General features: G+C 58.0%; 22 protein-coding genes. 7 read left to right on the top strand and 15 right to left on the bottom strand.

Going from position 1 to position 21,897, the window contains the following annotated elements:
- Positions 1-35: 35 nt before the first annotated feature.
- Positions 36-1,727, top strand: coding sequence for a tetratricopeptide repeat protein (locus tag QV747_RS10140; RefSeq protein ID WP_051258940.1), 1,692 nt, complete (start codon positions 36-38; stop codon positions 1,725-1,727).
- A 15-nt stretch (positions 1,728-1,742) separates the two neighbouring features.
- Here the strand turns inward: QV747_RS10140 and QV747_RS10135 are convergent, their stop codons facing one another.
- The 15 genes from QV747_RS10135 to QV747_RS10065 form a co-directional block, all read right to left on the bottom strand.
- On the bottom strand, positions 1,743-2,405 hold the full coding sequence (locus QV747_RS10135; RefSeq protein ID WP_273429767.1) for a thioredoxin domain-containing protein: 663 nt from the start codon (positions 2,403-2,405) through the stop codon (positions 1,743-1,745).
- Positions 2,402-2,845 carry a disulfide bond formation protein B gene (locus tag QV747_RS10130; RefSeq protein ID WP_273429769.1) on the bottom strand — a complete coding sequence of 148 codons (444 nt, stop codon included), beginning with the start codon at positions 2,843-2,845 and terminating at the stop codon, positions 2,402-2,404. The genes QV747_RS10135 and QV747_RS10130 overlap by 4 nt, the downstream gene beginning before the upstream one ends.
- A gap of 188 nt (positions 2,846-3,033) precedes the next feature.
- Positions 3,034-3,792 carry a hypothetical protein gene (locus QV747_RS10125; RefSeq protein WP_273429771.1) on the bottom strand — a complete coding sequence of 253 codons (759 nt, stop codon included), beginning with the start codon at positions 3,790-3,792 and terminating at the stop codon, positions 3,034-3,036.
- Positions 3,793-3,959: 167 nt separating this feature from the next.
- Positions 3,960-5,216, bottom strand: a complete 1,257-nt coding sequence (locus QV747_RS10120) for an ABC transporter permease (protein ID WP_273429773.1) — start codon at positions 5,214-5,216, stop codon at positions 3,960-3,962.
- Positions 5,210-5,908 (bottom strand): ABC transporter ATP-binding protein, encoded by a 699-nt coding sequence (locus QV747_RS10115; RefSeq protein ID WP_273429775.1) that lies wholly within the window; start codon positions 5,906-5,908, stop codon positions 5,210-5,212. Before QV747_RS10115 ends, QV747_RS10120 begins: the two co-directional genes overlap by 7 nt.
- A 39-nt stretch (positions 5,909-5,947) precedes the next feature.
- A complete protein-coding gene (locus QV747_RS10110) occupies positions 5,948-6,436 on the bottom strand; it encodes a DUF2796 domain-containing protein (protein ID WP_273429777.1) in 489 nt (162 codons plus the stop codon).
- 48 nt (positions 6,437-6,484) lie between these two features.
- Positions 6,485-7,153, bottom strand: a complete 669-nt coding sequence (locus QV747_RS10105) for a DUF3299 domain-containing protein (RefSeq protein WP_273429779.1) — start codon at positions 7,151-7,153, stop codon at positions 6,485-6,487.
- A 101-nt stretch (positions 7,154-7,254) separates the two neighbouring features.
- The gene (locus QV747_RS10100; RefSeq protein ID WP_273429781.1) at positions 7,255-7,953 is read right to left on the bottom strand and encodes a hypothetical protein; all 699 of its coding nucleotides are present in this window, start codon (positions 7,951-7,953) and stop codon (positions 7,255-7,257) included.
- A gap of 4 nt (positions 7,954-7,957) precedes the next feature.
- Positions 7,958-8,722 (bottom strand): peroxide stress protein YaaA, encoded by a 765-nt coding sequence (gene yaaA, locus QV747_RS10095; RefSeq protein WP_273429782.1) that lies wholly within the window; start codon positions 8,720-8,722, stop codon positions 7,958-7,960.
- A 78-nt stretch (positions 8,723-8,800) separates the two neighbouring features.
- Entirely contained in the window at positions 8,801-9,418 is a 618-nt protein-coding gene (locus QV747_RS10090; RefSeq protein ID WP_028450033.1) for a response regulator transcription factor, read from the bottom strand.
- A 156-nt stretch (positions 9,419-9,574) separates the two neighbouring features.
- Positions 9,575-11,884, bottom strand: coding sequence for an ATP-binding protein (locus QV747_RS10085; RefSeq protein ID WP_051258935.1), 2,310 nt, complete (start codon positions 11,882-11,884; stop codon positions 9,575-9,577).
- Complete coding sequence (locus QV747_RS10080) at positions 11,877-12,872, bottom strand: 2-hydroxyacid dehydrogenase (protein ID WP_047392676.1); 996 nt, start codon at positions 12,870-12,872, stop codon at positions 11,877-11,879. Before QV747_RS10080 ends, QV747_RS10085 begins: the two co-directional genes overlap by 8 nt.
- A gap of 5 nt (positions 12,873-12,877) precedes the next feature.
- Positions 12,878-13,138 (bottom strand): hypothetical protein, encoded by a 261-nt coding sequence (locus QV747_RS10075; RefSeq protein ID WP_028450027.1) that lies wholly within the window; start codon positions 13,136-13,138, stop codon positions 12,878-12,880.
- A gap of 14 nt (positions 13,139-13,152) precedes the next feature.
- A complete protein-coding gene (locus tag QV747_RS10070; RefSeq protein WP_273429788.1) occupies positions 13,153-14,097 on the bottom strand; it encodes a complex I NDUFA9 subunit family protein in 945 nt (314 codons plus the stop codon).
- A complete protein-coding gene (locus tag QV747_RS10065; protein ID WP_273429790.1) occupies positions 14,097-16,049 on the bottom strand; it encodes a lytic transglycosylase domain-containing protein in 1,953 nt (650 codons plus the stop codon). Before QV747_RS10065 ends, QV747_RS10070 begins: the two co-directional genes overlap by 1 nt.
- A 240-nt stretch (positions 16,050-16,289) precedes the next feature.
- Between QV747_RS10065 and glyQ the strand changes: the two genes are divergently transcribed.
- The 6 genes from glyQ to QV747_RS10035 are packed head-to-tail and all read left to right on the top strand — an operon-like array spanning position 16,290 to position 21,874.
- Positions 16,290-17,195 carry a glycine--tRNA ligase subunit alpha gene (gene glyQ, locus QV747_RS10060; RefSeq protein ID WP_273429792.1) on the top strand — a complete coding sequence of 302 codons (906 nt, stop codon included), beginning with the start codon at positions 16,290-16,292 and terminating at the stop codon, positions 17,193-17,195.
- Positions 17,196-17,210: 15 nt separating this feature from the next.
- On the top strand, positions 17,211-17,696 hold the full coding sequence (locus tag QV747_RS10055) for a surface-adhesin E family protein (RefSeq protein WP_273429794.1): 486 nt from the start codon (positions 17,211-17,213) through the stop codon (positions 17,694-17,696).
- 30 nt (positions 17,697-17,726) lie between these two features.
- On the top strand, positions 17,727-19,796 hold the full coding sequence (gene glyS / locus QV747_RS10050; RefSeq protein ID WP_273429796.1) for a glycine--tRNA ligase subunit beta: 2,070 nt from the start codon (positions 17,727-17,729) through the stop codon (positions 19,794-19,796).
- A gap of 48 nt (positions 19,797-19,844) precedes the next feature.
- A complete protein-coding gene (gene gmhB / locus QV747_RS10045; protein WP_028450022.1) occupies positions 19,845-20,402 on the top strand; it encodes a D-glycero-beta-D-manno-heptose 1,7-bisphosphate 7-phosphatase in 558 nt (185 codons plus the stop codon).
- Between the two features lie 18 nt (positions 20,403-20,420).
- Positions 20,421-21,164: a 1-acyl-sn-glycerol-3-phosphate acyltransferase gene (locus QV747_RS10040; protein WP_273429798.1), complete on the top strand. Its 744-nt coding sequence runs from the start codon at positions 20,421-20,423 to the stop codon at positions 21,162-21,164.
- 11 nt (positions 21,165-21,175) lie between these two features.
- Entirely contained in the window at positions 21,176-21,874 is a 699-nt protein-coding gene (locus QV747_RS10035) for a M48 family metallopeptidase (protein WP_273429800.1), read from the top strand.
- Positions 21,875-21,897 lie beyond the last annotated feature (23 nt).

Below are 21,897 nucleotides of genomic sequence, written 5' to 3'. Positions count from 1 at the left end.
ATAAGGTATCGCAGGCGATACCGTTTGGGGTATGTATGCCAGCCAAGGTAAGGGCTTATTCCTTTGTCGATCGGGCGCCGATTGCCGCGGCCGATGAGCCGGTGAGCCTAGATGATCTGTCCGCTTTCCGGATTCTAGTCATCGACCACATCCCGGAAATGCGCGCCACGCTGAGCATGACGCTGAATCAGTTTGGCGCGCAAGCGCTGGAATACGCCAGCCGCAGTGGCGAGGCGCTGGGTATGCTACGGCGCACGCCTTATGACATCATTCTCTGTGCTTACGATCTGGGCACGGGGTTTGATGGCTTGTATCTGTTTGAAGAAGCGCGCCGGCATGGGCTGCTCAAAGCCAGCTGCGTGTTTGTGATGCTCACTGGCGAGCGGCAGAGCAGCAAGGTGATCGGCGCGGCTGAGCTGGCGCCCGATGCGATTGTGCTCAAGCCTTTTACGGGCGACACCCTCTTTGCCCGCGTGCAGCGGGCCTTGCGCAAAAAACAGCGCTTCAAACCGATTGACGCCGCGATTATCGCGCATGATTTTCTGCGCGCCATCAGCTTATGCGAGCGCGAGATCAGCGAAGGCGGCGATGACACGCTGGATTTCGTGCGCATGAAGGTGCATTTGCTGCTGCGCATTGCCGATTGGCACGCCACTCGCGATTTGTGCCGCAGCCTGCTGGCGCGTAGCGATCTGGCCTGGGCCAAAATGGCGCTGGGTAAGGCGCTGTTTCAGCTGCGCGAATACGATGAGGCGCAGCAAATTTTCCGCCAAGTGATGACCGAGCATGAGCTGGTACTGGAAGCCTACGACTGGCTCGCCCGTGTGCAGCAGGCGCAGCATCAGGTGGCCGCGGCCAAGCTCACCCTGTCGCAGGCGGTGCATAAATCACCGTATGTGGTGAACCGTATGCGCGAATTGGGCGAGGTGGCGCTGGCCGCTGGGGATGTGGCCCTTGCGGAGCAATCGCTGACCGAAACAGTGCGGCTGGCGCGGTTTTCTTTCTGGCCACAGGTCAGTGATTACAGCCAGCTGGCCGAATTGCAAATCGCCCGCGGCGATGTGGGCGCTGCACGTAAAACCGCCGCCACCATCAAGCGCGATTTCCGGCAAGGCCCCGAGGCGGTGCTGGCCGAAGTGCTGGAAGCCGATGTGCTGTTAAAGCTTGGGGATCGCAGCAAGGCCGCGGTGCAGCTTGATCAGGCCTTGCACACTGCCAGCCTGCTGATCGAGCCGCCCAGCGCGGCGGTGGCCTTGGGCTTGGCCAAAAGCTGTTTGGCGCAAAACCGGCATGAACAAGCCCGCCAGCTCACGCTGTCGGTGCTGAAAAACCGCCATGATGATCCGCAGCTGGCCGCCAAAGTAACGCGCATGTATCAGCAGCAGGGGCGAGAAGAAGAAGCGCTGCAAATGATCGAAGAAACTGCCGCCAATATTGTCGAAATCAATAATGAGGCGGTCTTGCTGGCCAAACAGGGTAATCTGCAAGCGGCCGCCGAGCGCTTTTTGGCGGCCGTCAAAGACATGCCGGCCAATTTGCAGGTCTTGCTCAACACCATCAATGCGCTGCTCGCTTATGTAAACCAGCATGGCTGGCACGATAGCTATATGCAGCGGGCGAAAGAGCTGCTCACCCGCGTTAGCACGCTCGACCCGGCCAATGGCAAAGGCCTGCAGATGGCCGAGATTTTCCGCAAAACCCAGCGCCGTTTTGGCATCAAAGGCTAAACCGGCGCGGGTGCTTTATGGCGCCGGGCTTGGGCTGGCTTGCAGCGCACGCTGGATCAAATCGGCGAGCTGCTGATAGCCAAACTCCTGCAGCGGCTGGCCGTTCACAAAATAGCTCGGGGTTTTGTTGATGTCCAGCGTGCGGGCATCGGCAATGTCTTGTGCTACGATGGCCTGTATACCCGGCGATTGCAGATCTTGCTGCAGCTGCGCCATATCCAGATTGAGCGTGGCCAGTTGCTGCAAGGCCAGCTGCAGATCCGCCTGATGATTGATCGCCCACTGCGCTTGCGTGGCCAGCAGTTTTTCCAGCGCGGGCCAGTATTGGCCCTGCTTGCGGGCTGCTTCCAGCGCAGCAACGACTTGCTCGGAGCCTGGGTGTAGGGGGGCATAACGCACCACAAGGCGAATTTGCTCAGGGTGTTTGGCCATTATCTCTTTCACAAAGGGATAAAACGCCGCACACGCTTCGCAGGCCGGGTCGAGAAACTCAACAATCGTGACTTTGGCATTTTGCGCGCCGTAAATCGGCGAATGCATGCGTTGCAGCGCCTGGGGCTGGCTGGCGATCTGCGCCACCTGCTCGGCCTGGCGGTTTTGTTTCACGTACAAAGCCGCCACGATAAATAAAGCCAGCAGGCCAAGAGCGGCACTAAGAAAAATCAGTTTGTGTTTCATGAGCGATGAGGGATCCGTACAGCGATTAACAACAGGCAGATCAGGGCAAAGCCCAATACCGACAGCAGCGGAATAGTCAGCCAGCCAAACCAGCTGATACTCACTTCCGCGCAGCTACTGCCTTGGGCGCAGGGGCTGGCGCTGGGGCTAATCAGGCCCAGCTGCAGCAACCAGTGAAAAATCGCCGTGCCCAAGCCCACCACACTCAGCGGCAGGGCATAGCGCACCACACCCCGATCCAGCGGAAATAGCGCCGGCGCCAGAATCAACACCAGTGGAAACATCGCAATGCGCTGATACCAGCACAAGGTACACGGCGGCACCGCCAATACTTCGCTAAAAAACAGTGCCCCAAGCGTACTGGCCGCGGCGATTAGCCAGGCAAAGAAGATCAAAAACCAGGTGCTGTTCCGTTCATCGGAATGGGGGTGTTGCGGCAAGATAAACCCTTAGCCCAGCGGGCAGCCAAAATACGATAGACCGTGGATTGTCATTTGGGTTCAGGGAAAAAAGGAGGTAGTTTTACCTGCAGTGACTCTGGGGTTAATGCGCAGAGATAATGCCAGATGTGTAAAAGCGATTAAACGTGGTTTTGGGTAATTGCTTTGATTGGCTGGGCATCACGCAGTTATGTGAACTGTCCAATGCTTTTCGTTTGATGCGGGTGTCTGTTGCAGCCAAATAAATAGAATGTTCCTCGATGGAATGCCCTCTTACTAATCACCGTGCCTGGTATTTGTAGAATGAGCTGCATCCGTCTGTTGCATTCAGGACAGGTTTGATTTTCTGGGTCTTGTACCCAAGCAGGACTTGTGCCGATTCGTGCTTGATCTATCGGTTCGAACTCATAACTTTCTCGCCCGATGCAGAGTAGATAAGAAAGTAATTCAGACGGGTATTTGGGACAAATCTCTGAGAGCGCCAAGTGTAACTTTTCATTGTGGATTAGGTAGCGTTCTGGTGAAAACACATTACGCTCTTTCTGGGCGTTTTTTGTTTTGTGTCGCGGAATACTCACCGGTCGGTATACTCGACCCAAGAGAGTGGGCTCTGTGACCGTCGAGTCCACAAAATGAAAATGAACATCCGTATCTGCTGTGATCTCTACAACTCGCCCTGCCCATGGAAAATTAGCTAGCTCTGGAACAGGGACAAGGCATCTGGTTTCACTGCTTAACTCGTTACTGTGCGCCAAAACAAAACCATTCGAAGGCACAGTACCAACTTGTTCTATCTGTTCGTAAATTGAGTTCAGTTGCTTTGATGAGGCTGCTGAAGCAGCGCTTTCTATATAGCGCCGTTTACGATTGAATCTCACCACTGCAATTGCCAATGGAATTGCTATGGCAACGATGGCAAGTAGTGTGAGGCTTTTAAAAAGTGACATGAAATTAGCAAAGTAGAAATAAGCTTTAATTTTGTTGCATGCTGATTGCACCATGTGTAGGGATTTGTATCCTACGGGTAGCGTTGTGACAGTTCAATCTTGCTAACCGCGTTGAGCAAGCATGGATACGGTCACGGCATAATGTTTATCGAATGCCTTACGTGTAATCAATGTGGGCTTAGTCCATCCGCCAGCGAGAGCCGATAGGCGCGCCAAGCCGGGATGGCGCTGATGATCAGCCCCACGGCCAATGTCAGCCCCAGCATCAGCCATTCCAGCAGGCTTGGGGCGGCAATACCGATGTTAAGGCTATATACCTGCCGCAGTATTGGCCTGCAAGCAAATAACAGCGCGTAGAGCAGCCCCATACCCAAGGCAATACCACTGATCAGCAGCAAGGCGGTTTCACCCATCACCAAGGCAAAAATCTGCCAGGTGCGTGCGCCCACCGAGCGCAAAATCGCCATTTCGCGCCGCCGCTCATTCAGGCCGGTAAGCAAGGCCGTGAGCATGCCCAACAGGCCAATCACCAGCACAAAGGCCGCCACAAATTGCAGCGCTTGCTCGGCAATGTGCATCAGTTGCCACAGCTCGGACAGCGCCACGCCAGGCAGGATGGCCATTAGTGTTTCATCCGGATATTGATTCACGCTGCGTTGATAGCCAAATAAACCGGTGCGTGATTTCAGGCCGACATAAAAGGCGGTAATCGAGCTGGGTGGCGGGATGGCGCGGCTTTCATCGGCCGCTAGCACCCCTGAGCTGGCCAGCAATGAGGCGCTGCCTGATTCCCAGCCCTCGTGAATGGCGGTAAGGCCATCCAGCGACACATGCACGGTGTCATCCACTGGCGTGCCAGTCGGGGTCAGAATGCCCACGATGGTAAACGGCTGATCGCTATGCTCGGACAGCGCACCCTCGCCGCTGCCATGGGTGAGGACGATTTTTTGCCCTAGCTGATAACCCAGTTTGCGCGCTACCTGCGCGCCCAGCACGGCATCATGGGTACGGCTAAACACTTGGCCACTGGCCAGTTGTAGCGGCCGGTTGTCGGCATAGCGCAAATGGCGGAAATAATCGGGTGTGGTGCCCAGCACGGCAAAGCCATGGTGGCTATCGCCCAGCGACACCGGCACCGTCCAGGCTACGCGGCGATCTTTGGCCAGCGCCTGATAGCTATCCCAGCCGATATTATTGGTGGCGCTGCCCACGCGGAACACGCTGTACAGCAGCAATTGCACCGAGCCCGTGCGGGCGCCGACGATCAGATCGGTGCCGCTCACGGTGTTGGCAAAGCTTTGCCGCGCTTCGGTGCGCAACCGTTCCACCCCCACCAGCAATAGCACCGACAGGGCGATGGTCAGCAGGGTGAGGCACACGGTGAGCCGGCGGTGCAGCAGCGAGCGCAAAGCGATTTTCAGCATACGGTCTCCGCTGCAGCTTGGTTGATGGAGGGTAGACTGAGCTGACGATCAAAATGATGCGCCAGCTGCGGATCATGGCTCACCAGCAAAATCGCGGTCTGTTGGGCATTGGCGCAATCGAACAGCAACTCGATAAAGGCATCGCGCCGCTCGGCATCCAGCGCCGAAGTGGGTTCGTCGGCAATCAAGAGCTCAGGCGCACCAATCAGGGCGCGAGCCAAGGCCACCCGCTGTTGCTGGCCCACCGAGAGTGCCGCCACGGGGCGGGTGAGGTAAGCGGCTAAATCCAGCCGCGCCAGCAGCTCGCGCGCTTGCGCCTCGGGGCTACCCGCCAGCGTGGTGGCACGCTGCCGCCGTAGGCGAGAAAACTGGCAACTCAGCAGTACATTATCCAGTACCGACAAATACGGCAGCAGATTAAATTGCTGAAACACATAGCCCAGATGATCCGCACGCAGATGATCGCGCTGGGGGCCGCTTAGCGTAGTGAGGTCGTGCCTCAGCAGGCGAATCAGCCCGCTTTGCGGGCGCTGAATGCCGGTGAGCAAGGCCAGTAGCGTGCTTTTGCCGCTGCCGCTGGGGCCATGCAGAAACAGCCGCTCGCCGGCGGCCAGATTAAATTGTGCAAGCTGCAGCGTGGGTCGGGCTGCGCCCGGCCAGCTGAAGGTGACATCGGCCAGTTCAAGCAGCACGACCCTTTCCTTGTTCACAGCAGCGGCGGAGGGCGCCGCTTATTTCAGTTTGATACTGTCGCCTTTTTTCAGTGACAGCTGCTTTTGCCCCTGCGCGGTGGCCAGATTCACGGTCAGCTTTTTCAGGCCGGCGGCGTTTTTCCACAGCGGCAGGGCGATGCTGGCCGGGGCGCTGGCGCAATCAAAGCGGTATTCGGCCTCGATATCGCTGTGCGCGCCTTTGTTAAAAGTGGGTAGAGTCACTTGGGCCGGCGCGGCTTTACATTGCGCGGCGGCATCCGGCACAAACAACTCGGCGGGGTTATTCAGCAGGGTTTTCACCGCCGCAAATTTGGCTTTTTCGGCCTCGCTTTTCGGGGCGTGTTCAAAGCCCAGCAAATTATCGGCCGGGCTTTCCAGCGTGATCAGCACTTGGCGCCCGTCAATCGCGACATCCAGCTCGGCCACACCGTGCACATGCGCGGCATGCTCATGCGCTGAGGCGAAGAGGGGTATGGTCAGCAGAGCAATAGCAATACTTGATTTCATGGGTATACCTCAGTGGGGTGTTAAAGCGGATAGTGACTCGTGCGCTGCTTATTTGCTGGCCGCGGCGGGTTTGACATAGGGGCGCACTTCGGCGGCCGCCAGTTGGTAGCCCACCGGCACATCGGCTGCGCCATCGGCCAGCGCCAGATTGGCTTTGGCCGCTTTGATTTGCAGCTTGCCCGCCACCGTCACTGGCGCATACAGCTCGGTCTGCTCAAAGCCTTTCGGGTATTGCACCACGATCATCTGATTGGGCGGTGGTGCGGGCACGTGAATGCAGGCGCCAATCACCGGCACCAGCAAAAATTCGGTGATTTTTTTGCCGCTGAGTTTCAGGGGCAGCAAATAGCCATCGATCTGGATGTCCTGATTATTCAGAGTGGTGATCATCTCGCCGGTGCGTTTTTTCTCGAATTGCTCGATCTCGGCGATCAGTTTGTTCAGATCGGCGAAGTCTTCTTTGAGTAATTTGATGTCGTTGGCGGTGAGATCGGCGGCTTTGAGCTTGCCTTTGTCGAGCATGCTTTTCACTTCGCGCTGCTGCACGGCGCGCATCAGGCGCATTTTTTGCGCTTGATCCATCTTGGCAATGCTGGCGCGCAGCGCCGGCGCATCGGGTTGGAGGTCAGCCCATTTCACAGGCTTGCTGTCGGCGAGGGAGAATTGGCAGCACAGCGCAAACACAAGGCCGCAGGCAAAACGGAACAGGGAAGGCATGATGAATTACCACAAAAAAGGTGACTTATTGTAACTGAGTTGCATCTGAGTGGGGAGTATGCCGCACGTTGATGAAAAATTGGTGACAAAAAATCCCTGCCTTACTGCACGGGTTTGAATTGCGGCTGCAAATTGCTGAGGATGGGGTCAAGTCGCTGGGCGGCTGCGGCATGCTCCGGCTGCAAGTACAAATACACAGCCAGCGGGGCAAATTGGCTGATTCTCCAGCTGCGCTGCAGGCTGGAGAGCTCACGCTGCAGCGGTACGGCGGAGCTGGTGACGCAGATCTGGCTGCGGGCCGCACGTACCATCGCCAGACAAGATTGCAGGCTATCCACCGGCCACAGCGTAGCCTGGCCGCGTAAGATTTGCTCCAGCTCGCGTGAGCCACGCGGGTAGCTTACGCTCAGGCCATGTAAATCCTGCCAGCTGTTGATGCGCTGTTGTTGGCTGAAGGCGTAATAATGGCTGATAGCCAGCGGGGCTTGGAGGCGCAGCAGCTGAGGGTGGCGCAGGCCAAATGCCAGCGTGCGGGCCGGGTCGCCGGCAAACTGGCCGTTTTGTAATTCCAGCTCGGCGCGCTGGGCGGGGCGATAAGTCAGCGTGTAGCTCAGGCCCGCTTTGCCAAAGAGTAAATCCAGCCGCTGGCGTAAGATCCGCTCGGAGGGGCTGCCGGGCTCAATGCTGCTGACCAGTGGCAGAGATTCGGCCGCCGCCAGTGTAGAAAGCAAACCAAGGACTAAGCTAAGGAATACGCGCATGCCCCAGTATAGGCGGTGAATATGCGCGGTTCCGTGCATCTGCTTAGCCCGCCAATTGCCGGCGGAACACCCAGCGCTCGGCCGTGCTGGCCTCGGGCGCCAGTGCATAGCCTTCCAGATCAAACTGCCGCAGGGCGCTGGCCTCGGTGATGCCACGTTCGGCCGCGTAGCGCACCATCAGCCCGCGCGCGCGTTTGGCGTAAAAGCTGATGACTTTGTATTGCCCGCCTTTAAAGTCTTCAAATACCGGCGTAATCAGCTGCGCTTGCAGCTGTTTGGGTTTGATCGCCTTGAAGTATTCATCGCTGGCCAGATTCACCACGGTGTCTTGCTCCAGGGCATTGACCGCTTCGGTGAGCTGCAGGCCCCAGAATTCATACAGATTTTTGCCTGCAGGGTTGGCAAGGCGCGTACCCATCTCAAGGCGATAGGGCTGCATTAAATCCAGCGGGCGCAACAGGCCATACAGGCCCGATAAAATCCGCAGGTGTTGGCTGAGATAGCCGAGCTGCGCCGCTGACATGGCCTGAGCATTTAGCCCTTCGTACACATCGCCCAGAAAAGCCAGCACGGCCTGTTTGGCATTGGCGGGGGTGAAGTCGGGCTGCCAGCTTTGATAGCGGGTGTAATTTAGCTGGGCCAGTTCATCGGATAAATGCATCAGCTCGGCGATTTGCGCCGGGCTATAGTCGCGCAGTACGGCAATCAGCTGCGCCGCTTGTGCCAGATAGGCCGGCTGCGTGTATTCGCTGATCTGCGGCGGGGTGGTGTAATCCAGCGTTTTGGCTGGCGAAATCAACATCAGCATGGGGTTTGATGGGTATATGAATAAAGGCCAGATTTAGGCTGGCCTTGAGGTTGATACATGGGCTAGGTATGTGCAGACTTAATTGACATCCACCCCGGCATCGCGCAGCTTGGCGGCCAGTTCCATCGCAGTTTTAACCTGCATTTTTTCCAAAATGCGCGCGCGGTGTACCTCAACAGTTTTCATCGAGATCGACAAATCATCGGCAATTTGTTTGTTCAGGCGGCCGGTGAGGATGAGCTTCATCACTTCGTTTTCGCGTGGGGTGAGGCAAGCCAGACGCTCGCCCACCGCAGTGCGGTTTTCCCATTCGCTGCGATGCAGCTGATCCATCGACAGGCAGCCTTCCACCAGATCGACAATATCATTATCCGAGAACGGCTTTTCGATGAAATCGGCCGCGCCCTGTTTCAGCGCCGCCACGGCCATTGGCACATCGCCATGGCCCGTCAGAAACACTACCGGCGGGCAGTAGGCAAATTCTTGCAGCTTGCCAAATAGCTCCATGCCGCCCATCCCGGGCATGCGCACATCCAGAATCAGGCAGCCGAATAAATCCGGGTTGTAGCTGGTGAGTAATTCTTCGGCGCTGGCAAACAGTTGCACCGAATGATTGCGGGTGGAAAACAGCCAGGAGAGGGCGTCGCGGATCGCGTCGTCGTCATCAACAATGGCAATGTGGCGATTCTGGCTCATGGCGCAAACTCCAGTTTTTGGCGTCGCCGGCACGGGCAGCCAGCCAGTGGGGACGCATAAATGACATATAGCCAGTATTGTGCATGATTCGCCTGCCTGTTGGGCAATTGGTGGTGAAAAATCGCTGCGGATTGCGACAAGGCAGGTTTGGGTGGCCTAAGGCTCGTAGGCTTCGTTTTCGAGCACCAGGGGCAGCGTAAAGCGGAAAATCGTGCCGCCGGCGGGGTTGGCTTCCACCCACAGACGGCCCTGATGGTGCTCGATAATCGAGCGGCAGATATTCAGCCCCATGCCCATACCGCTGCCCTTAGTGGTGTAGAAGGGCTTGAAGAGCTGCTCCATCTGCTCATCGCTGATGCCGGTACCGCGATCAATAATGCTGACTGCCAGCATCTCGTCCTGTTTGCGCAAGATGATCTTGAGCGCCCGATCTTTCACTGGCGTAGCGGCCATCGCCTCAATGGCGTTTTTGCTCAGATTAAACATGACTTGTTCCAGCATCACGGCATCGGCGTAAATTGCCGGCAGCTCTGGATCGCGCTCGACTTGCAGTTTGACTTGGGCTTTTTTGATTTCCGCACCTAGTAAGGTGAGCACGGTTTCTAAGAGTTCGCTCACTTCGCAGCGAGTGCGGTGCGGGGCGCGGCGCTGCACGAATTCGCGAATCCCGCGGATGATTTGCCCGGCGCGTTTAGCTTGCGCGGCCATTTTTTCAATCGCCTGATCCAGTTGCGCCACATTGGGCTCGGCTTGTGACAGTACATTGCGGCAGCCAGTGGCATAGCTGGCAATGGCGGCCAGCGGCTGGTTGAGCTCGTGCGCGAGGCTGGAGGCCATTTCGCCCATGCTGATCAAGCGGGTGGTTTGCTGGAGTTGCTCGTTTTGCTGGCGCTCTTGTTCCTGCGCGGTTTTGAGTACCGTGACATCGGTGGCGATTTCCAGCCACACTTCTGAGCCATCTACCCACACGCTGCTGCGGCTTTTTACCTGATACCAGCGCTGGTGAAAATCATCAAACCATTCGCCATCGACGGGCAGGCGTTTATGCCGGCTAACCACCGGAATATTGCAATAACGGCCGTGTTTTTCGGGGATGTCAAAAGCGCGATCGAACTGCCGGTTGGACAGCAGTAGCTCGCCTGAATTGGCATCGGACACCGATACCGCGGCATCTAGGCCATTAAGCACGGCCACAAAACGCTCATGCGATGCTTGCAGCGCCTCGCGCTCGCGCTGTAGCTCGGTAATGTCGTAAATTGCGCTAATCCAGCCGGTGTGCACGCCTTCACCATCAATCAGCTTGGTGGCATACAGCCGCACATCAAAGCGCTCGCCATTGCTGCGCATAAAGCGCATCTGGTAGCCGGTGCTATCGGCACGGCCGCTGAGAATCGCACGGTAAATGGCCATGCATTCCTCGATGTCTTCCGGCGGCCAGTAGGGCATGGGGTGCGAAGCGCCCAAGAGTTTTTCCTGCGAATAGCCCACCATCTCGCAAAACGCACGGTTCACATAGAAGAGCCGACCTTCCAGATCCATGGCCCGAATGCCGGTGACCAGCGAGTTCTCCATCGATTCGCGCAGGGCTTGCTCCTGGCGCAACTGGGCTTCGGTGCGCTGGCGCTCTTTGATATGCCGGCGCAGCGCCCAGGTGGAGGCCAGCATCAGCAATGACAGCGCCCCCACCACCAGCGTGAGCGCGGTTTGCCAGTTATCACGTTTTTGCGCATACACATGCGCGGTGAGCTTAAGCTGATTGGGCCCCCAGGCCAGATCAATGCTGCTATTGAGGTGGCTGGCGTCATGCGAGCGATCAAAGCGGCCAGCTAATAGTTTTTCTTGCTGCCATAAGCTGATTTGATAGCGCTGGGCAATCCACCATGGCACTTGTTGTTGCAACATGGTGCGTAAATTCAGCTGGGCAATCAGCACATGGCGCCCATTGAAATTCAGCGTAATCGGCACCGCGATGGCCAGCACCGGCATATCTTCGGCCACCATAATGATTTTGCTGTAGGCGCTGGGCGCGCCGGCCAGCACTGCATCGCGAATCGCGATCAGCTCCGGGTGGCGATAGTCGGGCAGCTCGGCCACTTTGATTTCGGGCTCGCGCCAGCGCTGGCGGCCGGTTTCATCCACATATTCCAGTGCGATGATTTCAGGGGATTCTTGTAAGAGACTCAGCGTGCGGGCGGTGAATTCGGCCGAGGCCAGACCATCGGTGGCCATGCTGGCGGCCACGGTGCGCAGCTGGTGGGTGAAATTATCCACCCGGGTGGTGAGCGCCTGCTTTTGCCACAACAGATCCTGCGTCAGGCTGTTATTGCGCGCTGAGCGATCACTGTAGGCGGTAAAGATCAGGAAAATGGCCAGCGCAAGGCTGAAGAGCGCGGCGGCAAACGAGGGGAGTGTTAGCAGCCAGCGCGATTCAATGGTCTTGTGGGTGCCAAAGCGCGGGCTAGGCACTCGGCTTCACCTCATTGCGCAAAGGCTGGCCATTGGCTTGGTCGGTGATATTTTGCAAGGTGGTTTCTGCGATGTTTTTCAGCGCCACATCGGTTAGATAACCCTGATGCGAGGTGATAAGCACATTCGGAAAGGTGGTCAGCCGCGCCAGAATATCGTCTTTAAGCACGCTATCGGAGTGATCTTCAAAAAACACGCCTTCCTCATGCTCGTAGACATCCAGCCCCAAGCCGCCAATCTGGCCGCTTTTGAGCGCGGCGAGGGCGGCGCGGGTGTCGATCAGGCCACCGCGTGAGGTATTCAGAATAATCACGCCCGCTTTCATGTGCGATAGCGTCTCGGCATTGATTAAATGCTGTGTGCTGGCCATCAGCGGGGTGTGCAGCGACAAAATATCGCTGCCGGCCATGACTTCTTCGAGCGTCATAAAGGTGCAATCGACATCGCACGCTTTGGGTGGGTAGGGATCATAGGCCAATACCTTGCAGCCAAAGCCGCGGGCGATGCGGGCGGTGGCCAGGCCGATTTTGCCTGCACCCAAAATCCCGAAGGTTTTGCCGTGCAGATTAAAACCCTCCAGCCCTTCAAGCTGGAAATTACCTTCGCGCACCCGATTGTAGGCGCGGTGAATTTTGCGGCTGAGCGTTAGCAGCAGTGCAAAAACATGCTCGGCCACCGCCTCGGGCGAGTAGGCAGGCACACGCGTGACCGGAATGCCCAATTGCTGGGCCGCCACGAGGTCAACGCCGTTAAACCCGGCGCAGCGCAGCGCCACATGACGCACGCCGTATTTAGCGAGCTTGGCGAGTGTGGGGGCATCGAGGCGGTCATTCACAAACGGGCAGACCACCTCAAAACCATCCGCCAGCGGGGCCGTGTGGATGCCCAGCCGTTCCTCGAAAAACACCAGCTCATGCTGGTGGGCGGCATTGGCCGCTTCCAGGGTCTGGCGATCGAATCGTTTGCTGTCAAACACGGCGACCCGCATGGGGTTTACTCCTTAAAATTATGCGAAATGGTGGCGTCCAGATCGTGGCCCTGATAATGCAAGCCGCTGATCTTTTCGTCTAGTACCTTGCCTAGTGCGGCCGGGGCGTCTTCCGGATAGCGCACGCAGGCCAGCGCATTGCGCTCGCCGGCACCGGTTTCCAGGCGGATATCCAGCGGCGCAGGGGCGCCGAGTTGTTCGGTCAGCAGGCGGTGGACATCTTCTGCGGTGGTACTGACGGGCAGGTTACTGATTAACAACTGCATGGTGCTACCTCCGGTTAGTGAGAACGACGGGCCTGCCGACGCAATTCATCCAGCCGCCGGGCTGGGTTTTGGCCGGCAAGATATTCAGGGGCGATGGTTTCCAGTGCGCTGGGCTGCCAGCCCAAAATCGCCGCAAACCCTGCCGGATCAACATTATCCACTTGCAATGAATCTAAATTATCGTGGCTGACTGGGGGCTTGGGCAGCACACTCATCAAGGTGGCTTGCAGGCGCGCCGCCCAGTTTGGCAGCCCCACCACGCAGCGGGGGTGGCCGCTAAGGCGGCCGCTCAGCTGCACCAGCTCGCGCAGGGTATAGACTTTGGGCCCGACCAAACTCAGCGTTTGCCCAATCAGATCGCGTCGGCTGACCGCCACAGCAAATGCTTCGGCCACATCGCCCACCCACACCGGCTGAAAGCGGGTGTCTGCGCCACCAATTGGCACCACCGGCGCAAACGCCTGCAGGCTGGCAAACAGATTCAAAAAGCTATCCTGCGCGCCAAACACCACCGAAGGGCGGAAGATCGTCCACGCCAGCTCGCTGGCTCGCACTTTGGCCTCGGCCTCGGCCTTGCTGCGCTGATAGTGTGAAGGGCCGTTCACATCGGCGCCCAGCGCGCTCATGTGCAAATAGCGCTGCACGCCCGCGCTTTTGCAGGCGGCGATAATCTTTTCGGTAAGGAGTATATGGCTGTGAGCAAAGTCTGCTGCGCTTCCCTGCAATATACCCACCAGATTAATTACCACATCCTGCCCATGGCAGAGCTGAGCCAGCGTGGCCGGATCATGCACATTGGCATTCACCACTTCGCAGCCTGGCAACACCAACAGATCGGCCTTGATGGCTTCGCGGTGGCGGGTCGGAACGGTGAGGCGATGGCCAGCCCGGGCGAGCTTGGCCGCAATCTGGCGACCGATAAACCCAGAGCCGCCAATCAACAGAATGGAAAGTGCCATTATTCAGAAACCTCCTGCGCGGAATTTTTGCCGGGAATCGCGGGCAGCCGTTTCAAGAGTTGGGTCGTGCTACCCGGGAAATAATGCGCATAATGCGTCGCATTGGTCAGCACCGCTTTGACATAATCGCGGGTTTCGTTAAACGGGATCGTCTCAATATAGATCGCTGCTTCCAATTCGCGCGCATCTCGCCATTTGCCCGCATTGCCGGGGCCCGCATTGTAGCCGGCGGTAGCCAGCACCGGGTTGCCGCCAAACCGCTCGGTCCAGTAGGCCAGATAGTAGCTGCCCAATTGCGGATTGATCTCGGGGTCGCTCATATCGCTGAGTTTGAAATCGCTGAGATTCATTTTCTTGGCCACCCACTGCGCGGTAGCGGGCATCAGCTGCATTAGCCCGGTGGCGCCGGCGCTAGAGCGGATGTCGGCGATAAAGCGGCTTTCCTGGCGAATCAGCCCAAAGACCCAGGCCGGATCCAGACCATTGGCTTTGGCCGCACTCTCGACCGAAGCCCGATACGGTAGTGGGAAGCGCAAGCTGAAATCATTGAGCGTTTTCGGGCGCATGGCCGCGAAAATACTGCGGTCGTACATCTGATTGCGGCTGGCCAGCTCGGCGGCGGCGAGCAATTGCTGATCGCTCAGCCCCCGCATGGCGGCGTTCCATTCACGATTGGCCTCGATGCGCCAGCCCTGATCATTCAGCAGCAGCGCGCGGCGCACGCCCGGTACTTGATTGATCGCGGCCAGATCGTCTTTGCTGGCTTTGTAGCTCGGCACTGGCGCGCTGAGGATGCTGCCCAGCTCTTCGCGGGCCAGCAGGCCGTAAAAATCGATTTCCTGGCTTAATTCCGTCCACAGCGCATTGGCGGTGGCAGCTTTGTTTTGCGCCAGCAGCGCGCGGGCTTTCCAATAGCGCCAGGCGCTGTCTTGTTGCTCATCAGCGGGTAGGGCGTTGATGCGTTGCTCAACGGTTTTCCAGTCGCCACTACGCAGCGCGGCGCGGATGGTCCAGGCGCGATCATCGCTACTTAAATCTTGTAAATGCCCGCGGCCGATCCATTGTGAGGCTTCGGGCAGATTGCGCCGGGCGGCGATTTGCCCCAGCTGCTGCCAACCAAATTGCAGCTCGGTGGCCGGCAGAGTGCTATCGCTTAGCAAACGGGCCGCTTGGGCCGGATTATTGCGAGCGATTTTCTCAACTGCAAACAGCCATAGCTCACGACCTGCGCGGCTGCTGGTGTCGATTTCATCCACCCAGCGCTCGGGTGCGGTGTTGACGGTATTGAGATTGGCGGTGAGAACCGGCGTGCTTTTTTTGCCTTTCTTCACCATCACTGGTGGGCGTGGCACCAGATACTCGGGGCTGCCCACGCGGGCCGCTAGCTGCCGGGCGAGGTCGAGCTGATTGTTACTCAGCGCCTGCCGAATGCGCCACCAGATGTCTTCTTCTTTAAGCAGGCCTTGGCTAAATAGCGCTTCAAAGTAGGGGGTGCAGGCACTGGCTTGGGGTTTGGCGCTAAACCACAGCTGGCGATGATTGGCCAAGGCGCTGAAATCATTGCGCTTGAGCATGGCTTGCTGTTTCAAGCAGATCTGCTCGGCGTTCGGGCTCTCAAGCCGGCTGTAATACACCTCGTATTGCGCCCAATCTTGGCGGCGGGCCAGCTCTTTAAGCCAGTCGGCCAGAAAACGCTCGGCCAGAGGGCTGGGGGCGTAGCGGCTGAGAAACTGGCCGGCATCGCCATCGCTGGTTTGATTAATCTGGGTTGTGAGGTAGTAATAGCGCGGATACATTTCCAGCGGGTCGCCCACGCTTTGCTCGCTCAGCTGGGCGAGCGCAACCATATCGCGCGCGCGCGCGGCTTCGCGCAGCTCGTCAAGGTTCATGCGGGCTTGGGCGCTGGCGGCCAGCAGGCAGCTCAGCATAATCAGGGTGGCTTTTTTTAACATGGACAGCAGCAATTTACAGTGGCGGGACGGCAGCGCTAAGGATAAACGAGGGCTGCAGGCTTGTCTTGCATCAATGGGGTGGTTTTGTTCAGTTTTGTGTAGGTAATTTGTGGCATCTGGCGCTGCCGAATGTTGCACTCAGCCCTGCTTGCCGCCGTGGCGTGGCACGGGGAGGGCAAAACCAAGTAGAATTAGCGAGTTTAGAAAATTGTAGCCGCGCTTTTGGCGCCCAAAGAACACATGCTGACTTTTCAGGAAATCTTGTTAAAGCTCCAGAATTACTGGAGTGACCACGGTTGTGCCCTGCTGCAACCCTACGATATCGAAGTGGGGGCGGGCACCTTCCACACGGCGACTTTCCTGCGATCACTGGGCCCCGAGCCATGGAATGCCGCCTACGTTCAGCCTTGCCGCCGCCCGAAAGACGGCCGCTATGGCGAGAACCCCAACCGCTGCCAGCATTATTACCAATACCAAGTGGTGCTCAAGCCGTCGCCAGACAATATCCAAGAGCTGTATCTGGGCTCGCTGGAATACCTGGGGATTGATACCAAAGTCCACGATGTCCGCTTTGTGGAAGACGACTGGGAAAGCCCAACGCTGGGTGCCTGGGGTCTGGGCTGGGAAGTGTGGCTCAATGGGATGGAAGTGACGCAATTTACCTACTTCCAGCAAGTGGGCGGTCTGGATTGCAAGCCGGTATTGGGCGAGATTACCTACGGGGTTGAGCGTCTGGCGATGTATCTGCAAGGCGTGGATAACATCTACGACATCGTTTGGACCGAATACCCGAACGGCCAGAAAGTCACCTACGGCGACATCTATCATCAGAACGAAGTTGAGCAATCGATTTACAACTTCGAGCAATCGAATGTGCCGTTCCTGTTTGATCAATTCAATCAGTTTGAAGCCGAAGCCAAGCGCCTGATCGAAGGCGGTCTTGCGCTGCCAGGCTTTGAAATGGTGATGAAATGCTCACACATGTTCAATCTGCTGGATGCGCGTGGCGCGATTTCAGTGACTGAGCGTGCGGCCTACATCGCCCGCGTGCGCAATCTGGCGCGACTGGTGGCGCAGGCTTATTACGATTCGCGCGAAGCCTTGGGCTTCCCGATGTGCCAGCCGGTAGATAAGGCAGCCAAATAAACGAAGGAGCCGCACATGCAACGTCTGTTATTGGGTGTACTGGTAGTGACTGTGGCAGCGTGCGGCAAATACGAGGACAAGGTGAGCGGCCCGGTGCCGGTGCCGGATCAAAAAGCCGACTGGCGCAGCTACGGCAAAATGCCGGACTTCGAAACCTTGGTGGATGTTAATTCGATCCAGCATGACGCCGGTTATGCCGAGCAGAATTACACCTTTGTCTGGATGGTGCAGCGCTTTAACGAAGACCAGATTGATGGCACTTCCAAGGGCAAGTACCGCTACAAATACACCCGGCAGGCCATAGATTGCCCCTCTGGCAAGATGGCCGGCGTGGCAGTGTCGATGAATGATGCGGATGATCTGGAAGTCGCCCGCTACGATGTGCCGGGCTTTCAGTGGGAGTTTGCGCCCCAGCAGCCGGGTACTTTCGGGGCGGATTTCGTGGCCCAAGTGTGCAAAATGATGGCCGAAAAAGATCAGGCCAAGCAAGCTGAAGAATAACTGAGGATGCTGCCAACGCAGCAAAAGCATATGAATCCAACCTTACTGATCGAACTGTTTACAGAAGAACTCCCTCCCAAAGCGCTGCCCAAGCTGGGCGCTGCGTTTGCCGAAAGCATTGCGGCGGAGCTCGTGAAACTGGGCTTTGCCCCTGCCAGCAGCGAAGTGAATACCTTTGCCAGCCCACGCCGTCTGGCGGTCACTGTGGCGGATGTTGCGGCGGTGCAGCCTGAGCAGGCCATCGAAAAACGCGGCCCCGCAGTGAGCGCGGGTTTTAAAGATGGCCAGCCTAGCCCCGCCTTGCTGGGTTTTGCCCGCTCGTGCGGTCTGAGTGCCGAGCAGCTGGATCAGCTGGGCACTGTGCACGATGGCAAGCAGGATGTGTATGTATTCCGTTCGGTGAAGGCGGGCGAGCCGCTGGCGACGGTGCTGGCCGACATCGTGGCGGCAGCGGTGAAAAAACTGCCGGCGCCCAAAATGATGCGCTGGGCCGATCGCGATGGCCAGTTTATCCGTCCGGTGCATGGCCTGATCATGTTGCACGGCGAACACGTGGTGCCTGGTCAGGTGCTGCATTTAAGCTCAGGTCAGACTACCCGCGGGCATCGTTTCCTGTCGCAAGGTGAGCTCACGATTGCCAATGCGGCCGGCTATGCGCGCCAAATGTATGAAGAAGGCAAAGTGGTGGCCAGCTTCGCCGCCCGCAAAGCCCTGATCAGCGAAAAACTGCAGGAAGCCGCCGCTGCGCTCAATGCCCGCATTGCTGCCGATGAAGCGCTGTTTGACGAAGTCACCGCGCTGGTGGAATGGCCAGTGGTACTCAAAGGCGAGTTTGAAGCCGAATTTCTGCAAGTGCCGCAGGAATGTCTGATCCTCACCATGCAGCAAAATCAGAAATACTTCCCGCTGCTGGATGGTAACGGCAAGCTGATGAATCAGTTCTTGCTGGTGTCCAATCTGCAAACCAGCGACAGCAGCCACATCATTAATGGCAACGAGCGCGTGCTGCGCGCGCGTCTGTCGGATGCCAAATTCTTCTTCGAGCAAGATAAAAAAGCCCCGCTCGACAGCCGGGTGCCGAAGCTCGCTAATGTGGTGTATCACAACAAGATCGGCTCGCAGCTGGAACGCGTACAGCGCTTGCAAGCAGTTGCCGGCGCCATTGCTGGTTTGCTTGGGGCTGATGTGACCAAAGCCGAGCGCGCGGCCTATCTGGCCAAGGCCGATTTGCTGACCGATATGGTGGGTGAATTCCCTGAGCTGCAAGGCATTATGGGTCAGTACTATGCTAAGCACGACGGCGAAGATACCGAGGTGGCGTATGCCGTTGAAGCCCATTACAAGCCTAAGTTTGCGGGCGATACACTGCCTGAAGGTGCGACTGCGCAAGCGGTTTCACTGGCGGATAAGCTCGAAACGCTGGTCGGTATTTACGGGATTGGCCTGATTCCAACTGGCGACAAAGATCCGTTCGGCCTGCGCCGTGCCGCGCTGGGCGTATTGCGGATTGCACTGCAATCACCGCTGGATCTGCGCGAATTGCTGCGCACTACGGCGGCGCAATTCCCGGCCGGCCTGATTGCCGAAGGTACGGTGGAAGGCCTGTATGGCTTTATGCTCGATCGCCTGAAAAACCTGCTGGCAGCGGATTATCCGGCTGCAGATATTGATGCTGTGCTGGCGCTGAAACCTAGCCGCATCGATGATTTGCTGGTCCGTCTGGCGGCTGTGGCCGAATTTAAGGCCTTGCCCGAATCTGCCGCACTGGCGGCCGCGAATAAGCGGATTCGCAATATCCTGAAAAAAGTCGAAGGCGAAGTGCCAGCCCTGAACGCGGCCTTGCTGCAAGAAACCGCCGAGCAAGAGTTGTTTGCCGCGCTGCAAGCCTTGCAAGCGCCCGTGGCGGCGGCGCTGGCGGGCAATGACTTCACCAGCGCGCTCAAGCAACTGGCCGCACTGAAAGCCCCCGTAGATGCCTTTTTCGATGGTGTGATGGTCATGGCCGACGATCTGGCGGTGCGTGGCAATCGTCTGGCGCTGTTGAGCGCGCTGGCCGAAGTAATGAATCGCGTGGCCGAGCTGTCGCTGCTGGCCGACTAAACCCCGGGCGGGCTTGCCCGCCCTTGCCGAGGAAGATGGATGCCTGCCATGAAGCCCGAAGCCAGCAAGCTGTTGATTCTTGATCGTGATGGGGTGATTAACGAAGACCGGCCGGACTTCATCAAATCGCCGGAAGAATGGCTGCCGATTCCGGGCAGCCTGGAAGCGATTGGCGAATTAACCCGCGCCGGCTGGACCATCGTGGTGGCCACCAACCAAAGCTGTATCGGCCGCGGCATTATCGATATTGATATGCTCAATCGCATTCACGCCAAAATGCACCGCGCGGTGGTGAATGCCGGTGGGCATATCGATGCGATCTTCTTTTGCCCGCATGCGCCCGATGCCGGCTGTGATTGCCGCAAACCTGCGCCCGGCATGGTGCAGGATATCGCGCGCCGCTTTCGGGTGGATGTGGATGAATGCCTGATGGTGGGCGATTCGCTGCGCGATTTGCAGGCGGTGAGTCGTGCTGGCGGGCAGGCGCTGCTGGTGCGCACTGGCAATGGCCGTAAAACCGAAGCGGCTGGCGATTTGCCGGCTGGCACGCGTGTGTATGATGATCTGGCCGCCGTATGCGCCAGTTTGCTGGAAAACCCCAATTAACCACCTTGTTGCCCGTTCATGATCTGGTTTCGTTCTGCCCTGTATAGCCTTGGCCTGCTGGTATTAACCCCGCTGTTTACCTTGATCGCCATTCTGGTCTTGCCGCTGCCGGCGGTGACCCGCAATACCATTGTGGCCTGGTGGGCGCGGCTGATGTTTATCTGGCTGCGCATCACCTGCGGGCTGACTTTCAAGGTGGAAGGTGCCGAAAATATCCCGCATGGCCCGGCCATGATTATGTGCAAACACCAATCCGCCTGGGAAACCATGGCGCTGCAGCTGATTTTTCCGGCGCAGGTGTGGGTGCTGAAACGCGAATTGCTGCGCATTCCATTTTTTGGCTGGGGCCTAGCGGCCACTTCGCCCATCGCGATCGACCGCGGTCAGCGCGCCCAGGCGCAAAAACAGTTGATGGAGCAGGGGCGCGATCGGCTGAATAAAGGCCTGTGGATCGTGATCTTCCCCGAAGGTACACGCATCAAGCCGGGCGAGCGTGGCCAATACAAGCAGGGCGGCGCGCGCTTGGCCAAAGATCTGGAAGTGCCGATTGTGCCAGTGGCCATGAATTCGGGCGAATTCTGGCCGAAAAATTCGTTTTGCAAATGGCCGGGGGAAGTGACGGTGCGAATTGGTGCGCCGATTAGCTCCGAAGGTAAAAATTCGCTCACCTTGATCAATGAAGTGGAAAACTGGATCGAAGGTGAAATGGCGCAGATTACCGGCCGTGGGCCGTGTTATGTGGCGCCGAGCAAGGCCGAATAAGGGGTATTGCCATGCAGGCAATATTTCGCCTGCCTCAGGGCGAAATACCCTATCAGGTATCGCGTAGCGCCCGCCGCCGCAGCATTGGTTTGAAAATCGATGCCGGCGGGCTGACCGTGATCTTGCCCGCCCGGGCGCCGCTGGCTGAGGCCGAGCGGGTGATTCAACTTAAACTCACCTGGATTCAAACCAAGCTGGCGCAGTGGGCCGCGCAGCCACCGGTGCTGGGGCCGGCGCCGTGGCGTTGGGGCGATGAAGTGCACTGGCTGGGCGCACCGCGCCGCTTACAGCCAGCCAGCCGTACACGGCTGACGGAGACCGAGCTGCACTTGGCCGCCGCGCGCGAAGATTTGCTCACCCCTGCGCTCGTGCGCTTTTATCAGCGCAGTGCTCGCGCGTACTTCGCTGAACGCGTGCCATTCTGGTCGGCGCGGATGGGCTTGCAGCCGCAGCGCATTTTGCTGACTTCGGCCCGCACCCGCTGGGGCAGCTGCACCAGCCAAGGCGCAATCCGCCTCAATTGGCGGTTGTTGCAGGCGCCAGCCGCGGTGATTGATTACGTGATAATTCATGAGCTGGCGCATCTGCGCGAAATGAATCATTCGGCGCAATTTTGGGCGCAGGTGGCGCAAGCCTGCCCCGATTGGCGCCAATATCGCGCCTGGCTGAAGACCCACGGTCAAGCCTTAATGGTACTGGATCAGCGCTAAATCCAGACCGGCTGTGCCACAGT

This window comes from uncultured Chitinibacter sp. (genome assembly GCF_945957625.1).
Classification (GTDB): Bacteria; Pseudomonadota; Gammaproteobacteria; order Burkholderiales; family Chitinibacteraceae; genus Chitinibacter; species Chitinibacter tainanensis.
Note: the sequence above shows the minus strand (reverse complement) of the source record. Positions and strands in the feature narration are given on the sequence as shown.